The organism is Microvirga antarctica, assembly GCF_017921815.1.
In the GTDB taxonomy this organism is placed as follows: Bacteria; Pseudomonadota; Alphaproteobacteria; order Rhizobiales; family Beijerinckiaceae; genus Microvirga; species Microvirga antarctica.
Genome location: NZ_JAGEMM010000068.1, coordinates 1 through 291 on the forward strand (window position 1 = coordinate 1; position 291 = coordinate 291).

Annotated in this window: 1 protein-coding gene; it reads right to left on the bottom strand. The window is 50.9% G+C overall.

Annotated features, from left to right (window positions below; translation table 11 throughout):
* Positions 1–291 (bottom strand): glycyl radical enzyme domain-containing protein (locus tag J4G32_RS20885; protein WP_210497586.1); only part of this gene is annotated, 291 nt, incomplete at both ends.

Sequence of the window (291 nt, forward strand, 5' to 3'; positions counted from 1 at the left end):
CGGTAGCGTGCGTGAAAAGAAGTCATCGACAGACGTACTGCGTTCTGCCACGGCTTTCAGGTTGAGACGTACCAGCGTACTGCCGCCGCCGCCAAGCGGTAGCGAGTTATAACAACTGACGATGCCATAATGGCCTTTTGTGAAAATTTTATCATTTACAGGGCCATTGGAAATGTGTGGCTTACTGCATTCGCAAATGTTTTTGGCGACCTCCAGCAGCAGATCGTCCGGCGTAATTTCCGCATCGTAGATAAACGTCAGGTTAGGCGCCACCTGCTTTAGCTCGGCATA